The organism is Anabaena sp. UHCC 0253 (assembly GCF_009712085.1).
GTDB lineage: Bacteria > Cyanobacteriota > Cyanobacteriia > Cyanobacteriales > Nostocaceae > Dolichospermum.
This window is the reverse complement of sequence record NZ_VILD01000005.1, coordinates 32153-42595: the sequence shown is the minus strand read 5'-3', so window position 1 is coordinate 42595 and position 10443 is coordinate 32153. Positions and strand designations below refer to the sequence as shown.

Here is a 10443-nt window from a genome sequence, read left to right as displayed (position 1 = left end):
TGTCAGGCTATTTTTTATTTGATATCTATCAACATCAGCATCAGGAAATTTATAATAAGGGCGAATTTGTTGTAGTTGTCTGTTGGTTTTTAATAATGGTTCTTGATCCCAAAGACGAATATTCCGAATTGTCAAATCGTTGGCTTTAATATCAGCTTCGGTGAGTTTTCCTGATGGATTAAATGTTTGGGAATCAATCACATCTAAGTTAAAGGCTTGACGAGTTAAGGCAATATTTCTGCTGATATAGGGTTCTTCTCTTTTTAATTCATTTGGCTCAACAATTAGTTTTTGTACAGTTATTGGTAAAATGAAATTACCTGTCAATATGAAAGTTAGATAAATGCTAAAACCATAGATTAATCGGCGCAAGTTTAAAGATTTTGGTCGCCAAAATACAGTTATCCATAATAGATAAACAGCTATGGCTAACGATAAAATACATAATAAGGTGTTTGCTGGTAATTCGGCTTTAACATCAGTGTAACTAGCCCCATAACTGACTCCATTATTAGAATAAAGCAGTTGATAACGCCCTAACCAATAACTTAAAGCTGTTACTAACATTAAACAACCACTTAACCCGGATAAATGACGGATTTGCTGCGAAGAAAATCCTGGAAACATGGCTCGACTGAGACTATCTGCTGATAATAAATAGGTGATAGTAACGCTAAGAAAGCTATATAAACATAGTCCTATTAACCAAAATCCTAAAAGTTCCCAGAAAGGAAGTGAGAAAATATAAAAGCTGATATTATTACCAAATAATGGGTCATAATTCTCAAAGGAAATACTATGGAAGTAGAGGAGAATTTTTGACCAATGTTGCGATATAATCCATCCAAAACTGAGACTAAAAATAATGGCGATCGCTCTGAGCAAAATTTTGCTATAAATTAATAAAGCTACAGACAATACGCCTATTAATCCTAAATACCAAGTTTGACTAATAATTTTTTTGCCTAACTGTAAAATTATTTCTGGTTGTAATAGTCGTGGTACTGACAACTTAGACTGAATTACTTGATCTGACCAATAAGTAAGCGTAATTTCTCCATAGTAAGCTAATGTTAAACACACTAACAAACTTAATCCTAATGTTAGAGGTAACAGCCACCGTAATTTTAGTTTAGTGGTATAGTTATGCCAGTCAAAAGGTTGATCATTTTTGTTATATTGGGGACTGAGAAAATTGCTTAATTGGGGAGTAAGTCTTCTTTCTCTACCGGGAATAGACTTAGCAGATAGGTGGTATTTCCATCTTTGTGCTAGAGTTAAATTACCTAAAAGATAAACAGCACTTAAACTCACCACAAATAACCATAAACTTCCCTGGGTTAGCAGTTTTATCAGTAATACTTCTATGTAACCAACTTCTTGAAACCAAAAAATTTCTGCGCCTAGATGAGATACTATATTTAAGAATAGTCCCAGAGCCAGAAATAAAATTAATATTCGTAAATGCCACTTCCAAACCATAATCTTGATGCTTGTTAATATTAATTTGATCTAATACCAATTCTGTGTATCATTTTCATGATTATTTGGTATAAGATAAATCTAGATGCTTATTTCTTTAGAGTTAGGCTATGTCTAAGTAGGTGGGCGTTAAAAATTGTCGTTGGGGTAAGGGAACAGGGAACAGGGAACAGGGAACAGAAAAGAAGGAATATAAGGTGTACTGAGTTTGTATAACTCCGTCACGCAAGCTATCAAAAATCAAATAGGAGTCCTATAGTACACAAAGGCGTAAATAAACCAACCATTAAAAATCCCCAAAAAGCTTATATCATCTGCTTTTTTAGTTTTTAATTCCGTCCTGTGATCCTAGTTAATTTTGTCAAGGGTTTATTGAAAAATCAGTAATTATGCTTACCAGTGTTGATCGGTTATTATTTGTTAGACAAGTCCCCATTTTTAAAGAATTACGGGATGATTTCATTGTCAGACTAGCTTCTGTGATGAATGAGTTATCATATCCATCTAATTATACAATATTTCAACAGGGACAAGAAGGGCGATCGCTTTATATTCTAGTATCAGGTCGTGTTAAAGTCCATATTGGTGATACTAAGTTAGCAGAAGTTGATCGAGGAAAATACTTTGGAGAAATGGCAGTATTTGATACTCAACCCCGTTCTGCTTCTATCACTACTTTAGAATCTTGTGAATGTTTGGAACTTACTCAAGAACAACTTTATGATGCTATTGAGGAAACTCCAGAAATTGCCGTGAATATTATTCGTGAGTTATCGCGTTTGATTAGAAAACTGAATGAAAATATTAGTCATTAGTCAGTTGTCAGTTGTCAGTTGTCAGTTGATTTTTTAAGCATTCTTGGAGAAACCTTTGGGGAATTTCTCTACTTTCTCCCCAATGTTGATGGATATAAGAAGCATGAACATTAGATAAACACCAACCTTCAAAACCTGTATGTTCATCACAATCATAGCGATAAGTATTAAATAATGGTTGTTGAGAATTAGTGATTAAATGAGAACGATGAAACTCATGTCCAAAAATATTTGTATTGATATTCAAGAGAAAATTATTTTCTAAAACTACAGCACGACGATATCCTAAAGTTAATCTTTTATCCATTTGTGCTAATGTGGGTAATATTCCCACCATTGGCCAAGAGTTACCGTCAAAATCAATAATTTGCTCACATAAATACATCAAACCTCCACATTCAGCAATTGTGGGTATTCCTGCTAAAATCGAATTCTTGACATCTTGAATTAGACTAAGATTGGCAGATAATTCTTGTGCAAATACTTCTGGAAAACCACCACCAAAATACATTCCTTGAATATCTTTTGGTAATTTAGCATCATGCAATGGACTCCAAAATACTAATTCTGCACCTAACTTTTCTAATAAATCTAAGTTATCTTGATAGTAAAAATTAAAAGCTTGATCTCGCGCTACGGCAATTTTAACTGGAGTAGGGGAAACTGGGAATTGAGAATTAGCAATTGGAGAAGATGGTGATTTTAAAAGTGGTAGAAGTTGATCCCAATCAAAATAAGCATCACCTAAATCTGCAAGACTATTAATTATCTGATCTAATTCTGGTAATTCTGCGGTGGGGATTAAACCCAAATGACGATCAGGAATAGTAATATGATCTTGTCGTCGCAATACACCGAGAATAGGTAATTGTAGAGGTGCGAGAGAGGCTTTTAATAATGATAAATGCCGATCGCTTCCTACCCGATTTAAGACTAATCCAGCGATTTTAATTCTACTATCCAAAGAACAATAACCATGAGCAATTGCGGCTACTGAACCTGATAAACGACTACAATCAATTACTAAGATAACAGGTATATCTAATAATCTAGCAATGTGTGCTGTACTGGCAAAGTCGGTTTTACCATTGGTGTTTGATAAGTGGCCAATCCCATCAAACAAACCCATCACACCCTCAACTAAAGTATATTCACACTTTGCAGAATGACGGAGAAAACATTCCTGAACATAACTTTCTGAAGTTAGCACAGGGTCTAAGTTTCGACAAGGAAGACCAGTCACATATTGATGAAACATGGGATCAATATAATCCGGTCCCACCTTAAAAGATTGCACCTTGACACCACGACGAGATAAAGAGGCTAAAAGGGTAAGTGTAACTGTTGTTTTACCTACTCCGCTACGTTCTCCAGCAATAATTATAGACATAGATCAGCAATTAAAAAAATTGTACCTGGCGGTTAGAAACCGCGGCTACATAGACAAAACCCACACTTCGACAAGCTCAGTGACCGCCTCCGTGGGTTCAAGATTCTTGATTTTTATCAGTCCACGGAGGTGGACTTTGTTCGTGTAGTAGCGACTTCTAGTCGCCGATAGCTACATAGACTCCGCGAACGTGGGTTCAAGATTTTTGATTTTTCATCAGTCCACGGAGGTGGACTTTGTTTGTGTAGTAGCGACTTCTAGTCGCCGCTAGTTTCCCCTTGTCTTTTTTCAATTTCCGCAGGAGAAATCATATTACTGATTGTTTCCACATCTGCCATCATTAAAATAATACCTTCAGCTTTGTCGCTAATTAGGGGACTGAAAGCAATATAACATTGAATTTGTTTACCGCGACGATTGGTAGCATCAAGGAGTATTTCCTGGAATTTTTTTCTCCCAGATAGAATATCACGCATCGGAGTTCGTAATTGTTCTACAGGTAAACCTATATCCAAGCTAAACCAAGACTTATTGATTACTTCTTCACTCCGTAAACCCCATAAATTTTCAACTGTATGATTCCAAATTAAAATCGTAAAACTACTATCCATCACTATTATTCCCATTTGCAGACTTCCTAAAATGGAAGAAAGAACGGTATTGGTATTGTTTAGATCATAGGTGCGATCGCATAATTCATAATTGATTGTTTGTAATTCCTTATTAGCTGATTGAAGTTCTTCATTCATTGTTTCCATTTCTTGATTTGTTGATTGAAGTTCTTCATTCATTGTTTCTAGTTCTTCATTAGTAGATTGCAATTCTTCATTAGTTGTTTCTAATTCTTCATTAGTAGATTGCAATTCTTCATTAGTTGTTTCTATTTCCTGTCGAGAGCGTAGTAGTGCTGCTTGGAGTTTCAAATAACGGGTGACATCATTAAAAGCAACTGTCACACCGATAATCATTTTCTCAGCATCTTGTAAGGGAATAATCCGCATATCTAAATATTGAGTTTCGGAATTAGGTAAATAACGTTCAACATGGGTAAGTGTAATAGTACGATGTTCATTATATGCCTGATCAATGAGCGATCGCAATTCTACTGGTCTATAGGATAATTCTAAATCCTGAAAAGGGCGGTTTAAATCCTTAAATGTCAAACCAAATAAATTCCGCGCTTGTTCATTAATCATTATTAATATGCCCTGAGTATTAATAACAATTTGGGCAGTAGAGGCTGTATCAAAAGCTAATTCTCTAATCAATAGTTCCTGATTGATACCATTTGGTGATTCCTGATCTCGTGAACTGATGATAAACCTTTGCCGATTGCGTGTTTTGTCCAAAGAAACCTTACGAAATATCCGATTTTTTAAATCCGTAGATATAAATAAATTGAAGTGCATCACTAATATTTCTGCTTTTCCTAAAAACAGATACCCATTATCATTAATAGCAAAATGAAAACGATTAATAATCTGCCCTTGTGTTTCCGCATTAAAATACATTAACGTATTTCGACAAACCAATAAATCTAAACGAGAAATTGGCGCATCCTGTAGTAAATCATGACGACCAAAAATGACACAACGGCGCAAATCTTGGTTAAAAACATAATTTTCACCTACTAAATCAAAATATTTATCGCGCAGTTCTGATGGGACTGTATGAATATTTTTGTCTGAATAAACAGCTTGACGAGCTTGCTTCAGAGCTTCTTTATCTACATCTGTAGCATAAATTTTTACTCGGCGACAAAATTCCTCTATTCCCAATATTTCCGCTATCACTATTGCTAAAGTATACGCTTCTTCTCCAGAAGCACAACCAGCACTCCAAATCCTAATTTGTTCATTTTTTGGTTTATTATTAATGATATTATTGATAACTTCCGTAGCTAAATATTCCCAAGCTGAAGCATCTCGAAAAAAAGCAGTCACATTAACTAAAATATTATTAAATAAATCGTTAAATTCATCTGGATGAACTTCTAAATAATCTTGATAATTCGTAAAATTATCCATATTTATAACTTGCATCCGTTTCCTAACACGACGCATCAAACTAGAACGTTTATAACCTGTAAAATCAAAACTTCTGTTGGTTCTCAAATATTTGAGGAGATTTTCAAAGTCAAGGTCTTGATCTGAATAATTCATAGAATCAATAGCAATTTTGTTGGTAGATGAACTAAAACTTTTGCCACAACTTTTAATAAAAACCTATTTTAGGTATTCAGGCAAAATTAATTACAGCCATTTTCTGCCTGTTTTCCATTCCCCATTTCTACTCCTTGTACAAATACTTAATATACATGAATATATTAACTCTATGACACCGTTTTTTATAGCCAACTTCAAAATTCTTGGCGTTAAATATTTCCTACAGAGATATAACGCGATGTAGTATATTATAACCAATCATATTTAATTCAAAAGCTTGTGTAATTTGCTTTGATAATTTTGAATTTTGCCCTGTGTTATTAACTATTAGGCGTAATTAAAGTCACTAAAGTGGGAGCAATTGCTTTCAAAGGTAGTATAAAGTCTACATCTCCAGTATGAATTGCAGCGGAGGGCATTCCTGGAAATTCAGCAGTTTTTTCATCCTGGACAATTACCGTACCACCCATTTTTTTAATTGTTACTATTCCCATTGATCCATCTTGACCAGTACCAGTTAGCACAATAGCGATCGCTCTTTTCTTGTAACTTGCTGCTACAGATTCAAACAATAAATCAGCCGAAGGACGGAGAAAATGCACTCTTTCTGACTGAGACAATGAAATAGTACCATCACTATTAACTAACAAGTGATTATCAGGAGGAGCAATATAAACAACCCCTGGAGTCAGTATATCTCCTTCCTTCGCCTGTTTTACTTTGAGTGAAATCCGACGGTTCAGAATATCTGCCATGAGTGATTGATGATTAGGATCTAAGTGTTGAACAACAACAATTGCTGCCCTAAAATCAGCAGGTAAATGAGCCAGCACCTCAATTAATGCCGCTAATCCACCAGCGGAAGCTGCCAATGCTACAACATCAAAATTAGAAATAACTGGCATATTATTTGCCTTAAAAATTATAATTTCCCCCACTTTGAAAATATCAAACTTTTCAATTTATTCCATACACCCATTGACGGATAGTAATTTCACAGTTGGGAGAATTTAAGTAGGTAGGTGGGAAAACTTATAACTATGTCATTGCGAGTGGAACGAAGCAATCCCAAGAGTTTTGGGTAATTTACAGTTCGTTACATAGTTGGGTTAATTAGCATCTACCTACTTAGGTTGGTAATGGGTGATTGGTAATTGGGGTATTGCTGATTTTAGGGATGAAAATAATTTTGCATACGTTCAAGACCTTTATAGAGATGTTCCATGAAACGTCTCTACCTCCAAAAATCATCCGCTAATTCAGCAACACCCATAACTCAAATAGGATTGCTATAGCAACTTACCTGAATTATTTTATTGTTCTGCTTCCAAAGTTTTTTTTGCTTCCCACAATCGCTGCTTATATTCCTCACTAACTTGAGGGTATTGCAAATTTAATTCCTGTAATTTTGTGCAAATAATATCCGCGACTATTAACCTTGTAAACCATTTTCGATCAGCCGGCACAATATACCAGGGAGCAAATTCTGTACTTGTGTGATTGAAAACTTGCTCATAAGCATCCATATAATTATCCCAAAAACCTCTTTCTTTCACATCACTAGCAGAAAATTTCCAATGTTTTTCCGGAGATTCAATCCTTTGTAAAAACCGCTTTTTTTGCATTGATTTTGAGACATTCAGAAAAAACTTGAGAACAATCACCCCATTATTTACCAAATATTTTTCAAAATTATTAATTTCTTCAAATCGCTGTTTCCATATCTGATTACCTTGAGGAAATTTAGGTAATTGTTGCTTTTTAAGAATTTCTGGATGCACACGCACTATGAGTAATTCTTCATAGTATGAACGATTAAAAATCCCAATTCTCCCCCTTTCTGGTAAAGCCTTCATCGAACGCCATAAATAATCATGATCTAATTCTTCCTCACTAGGTGATTTAAAACTAAATACCTGACATCCTTGGGGATTTACCCCAGACATAACGTGCTTAATGGTACTATCTTTACCAGCAGCATCCATTGCTTGAAAAATAATTAGCAAAGAATAGCTATTTTGAGCATAGAGAATATCTTGATATTCAGCTAGTTTTGAAATACCTGCTTTTAATTTTTTAACTGCATCAGTTTTTTGGTGAAACTCACATTTATAAGCTGGGTTATAGTCTTTTTGTAAAGAAATCTGAGAACCTGGTTTGACAATATAAGGATCATGATTCATTTAAAAATATAGCACTCCTATAGAATTTGGTGATTGGTGACTTGCCCTGAGCGTAGCCGAAGGGTTGGTAAGAGATAAGAAGAAAATAAAAATATTTTTTCTTATTTTGATTCTTATCCCTATACCATCTTTCTAAAAAACAGAAGATTGCAATTTTTCTAATTTTGTTAAAACTTCCGTACTGTGAATACTAGGATTAACTTTTACAAAAATTTCTCGCAATATTCCTTGAGGATCAATAATAAAACTATGACGCATAGATACATAACCTATCCAAGAACCATAAGCTTTACTAACTTCACCTTTGGTATCAGCTAATAACGGAAATTTTAGCCCCTCAGAATCACAGAATTCAGCATGGGAATCAACATCATCAACACTAATACCAATAATCTCCGTATTTTTCTCTATATATTTGGGTAAATCTTGCTGAAAACGTCTTGCTTCAATTGTACAACCAGAGGTAAAGTCTTGGGGATAGAAATAAACAACTACCCACTTACCACGGAAATCAGTCAGGGAAATTTTACCATTACCTGTATTAGTTGGTAAGGTAAATTCAGGAGCAGGTTGATTAATTGCGGGTAGTTTACCACCTAAAGCTTGAGCATCAGGGATAAAATTCAACCAATTAATAACAGCCAAACAAGTGGCAAATAAAATGCTAATAAAAGTGCGGCGGAAAATCATTGTCTTGAGTTGTTAAGAGTCGTAGGGGCGAAGCATTCGGAAAATAACTTTGGGAAAAAACCGATAATTTATCACCCGAATGCTTCGCCCGTACAATTGTCAATTATTAATATAGCCCGTATCGTGATGACAGGAAATACTGACTCATCATCTGTTTTTTTTTGGATAATAGCATTTTATTGGATATAAGAGTATTTTTAAAGTTTCTAATAAAAATCAGTCAGTATTAAATAAATAAAGTCCGCCTGGGCGGACTAATACAAAATCAATGGTTTACAACCCACCTGCGTGAGTTTTACATATTTAACAGCAAACTCTTGAAAAAGCGATCGCCCAGGCGTTGCTGAATTGAGGTATGAAATTCCGGCGTTGCTGAATTAGGGTATGAAATTCAAAAATCAATGATTTCAAACTCTTACTCTCTGTAGACTCTGCGCCTCTGCGTGAAACAAAATCATACTCTTAATCAGCAACACCGAAATTCCTAAATTGAATCTTTAAAACTCTTACCTTTGCGCCTTTGCGCCTTTGCGTGAGACTAAAATTCATACCGTTAATCAGCAACGCCATCGCCCACAATCACACAATCGTGTTAATTCCCTAGCGTCTTCTCTCACTTAATCGTTGATCATTGCGATTAATGTCTAATTCCTCACGACGAATAGTATCTTCGGCTTCAACTGTATCCTGTTCAACTATTTTCTGAATTTTCACTTCCTCACGCACAACCGCTTCTTTATGAATCTGAGGAGTTTCTTCATAAATCCCCATACGAGCAACTTCTCCTTCATTGAAGTTAGCATCACCAGGTAATACAGTTCTCGTAGTCTGCGTTGGAGTAGTGTGTTCAATAACTATGCGTTCTTTTTCAACTGGTACAGAAACTCTTGCTGTATCAGTTTCCACGTGTTTGCCAATAGATACTTCTCCTTTTTTAACACGAGATTTAGTGGCAACTAAACGTTCTTCGTATAGTTTGAGGTTTTGGTGATCCTGCTCATTTGTATCGTAAAGATTTGGCTCACGTTCATACCTGTAATTATGACGTTCAGGAGCTACTCTTGGTTGGCGATCGCGATCGCTACGGATACGTTCATGAGAAACCGGTGGAGCATCTAAAGGTGTTGATGTTTCTAAGGTTTCTTGTCTTATTTGTGGGCTATAAACTCCCCGCACCCGTTCCTCATAGTCGTTATCAATTTGTTCCAAATCATGAAAATCTGGTAAATTTTCTACTTGCTCCTTCGTCAGCCCATGAGCATACACGCGCCGATTATTGTAGTCAATTCGGGAACGCCCAATTGGTAATAAGACTTGTCTACCAAAGAACCAAAAACCTGTATCAACTACTAAATAACGGAAACGACCTGAATCATCAACCAAGATGTGTTTGACAGTGCCAACTTTATCATCATCTATGTCTGAATAAACATCAAAATTCTTGATGTCGTCATGGTGATCAAACTCAGTATTTCCATAGTGAGAAGCAAAATCTTCTAATTTGTATAAAGCCATATTATTTTACTCCCAAACCTATATTTACAATGCTAAATCCTTATGCTTATCCTCCTTCCATCTGAAGAGTGATATAGGAATCAAATTTAACTCGTGTTAGCTAGAAACTATGGACTGAGACTATACCTTATGGTCTAGCTCATCTGGTTTTCCAAAAATTAAATACTAGGACAATTGAGTGCAGTTATTGAATATTTTGGTTG

8 protein-coding genes are annotated in these 10443 nt (G+C 35.3%); 1 reads left to right on the top strand and 7 read right to left on the bottom strand.

What is annotated here, in order from left to right:
- A partial coding sequence (locus FJR38_RS14365) for a UPF0182 family protein (RefSeq protein ID WP_168537802.1) occupies positions 1–1482 on the bottom strand: 1482 nt, incomplete at its 3' end.
- A 389-nt stretch (positions 1483–1871) separates the two neighbouring features.
- Between FJR38_RS14365 and FJR38_RS14360 the strand changes: the two genes are divergently transcribed.
- Entirely contained in the window at positions 1872–2297 is a 426-nt protein-coding gene (locus FJR38_RS14360) for a cyclic nucleotide-binding domain-containing protein (protein ID WP_168537800.1), read from the top strand.
- Positions 2298–2304: 7 nt separating this feature from the next.
- Here FJR38_RS14360 and FJR38_RS14355 read toward each other — a convergent pair whose 3' ends face one another.
- The 6 genes from FJR38_RS14355 to FJR38_RS14330 all read right to left on the bottom strand — a co-directional run bounded on the left by FJR38_RS14355 (position 2305) and on the right by FJR38_RS14330 (position 10240).
- Complete coding sequence (locus FJR38_RS14355; protein ID WP_168537798.1) at positions 2305–3687, bottom strand: cobyrinate a,c-diamide synthase; 1383 nt, start codon at positions 3685–3687, stop codon at positions 2305–2307.
- 257 nt (positions 3688–3944) lie between these two features.
- Positions 3945–5849, bottom strand: coding sequence for a CheR family methyltransferase (locus tag FJR38_RS14350; protein WP_168537796.1), 1905 nt, complete (start codon positions 5847–5849; stop codon positions 3945–3947).
- 323 nt (positions 5850–6172) lie between these two features.
- Positions 6173–6757 (bottom strand): chemotaxis protein CheB, encoded by a 585-nt coding sequence (locus tag FJR38_RS14345; protein WP_168537794.1) that lies wholly within the window; start codon positions 6755–6757, stop codon positions 6173–6175.
- 408 nt (positions 6758–7165) lie between these two features.
- Positions 7166–8035 carry a polyphosphate kinase 2 family protein gene (locus tag FJR38_RS14340; protein WP_168500202.1) on the bottom strand — a complete coding sequence of 290 codons (870 nt, stop codon included), beginning with the start codon at positions 8033–8035 and terminating at the stop codon, positions 7166–7168.
- Positions 8036–8167: 132 nt separating this feature from the next.
- Entirely contained in the window at positions 8168–8725 is a 558-nt protein-coding gene (locus FJR38_RS14335; RefSeq protein ID WP_168500200.1) for a peroxiredoxin, read from the bottom strand.
- A gap of 600 nt (positions 8726–9325) precedes the next feature.
- A complete protein-coding gene (locus FJR38_RS14330; RefSeq protein ID WP_168500197.1) occupies positions 9326–10240 on the bottom strand; it encodes a DUF2382 domain-containing protein in 915 nt (304 codons plus the stop codon).
- Between the last annotated feature and the right edge of the window lie 203 nt (positions 10241–10443).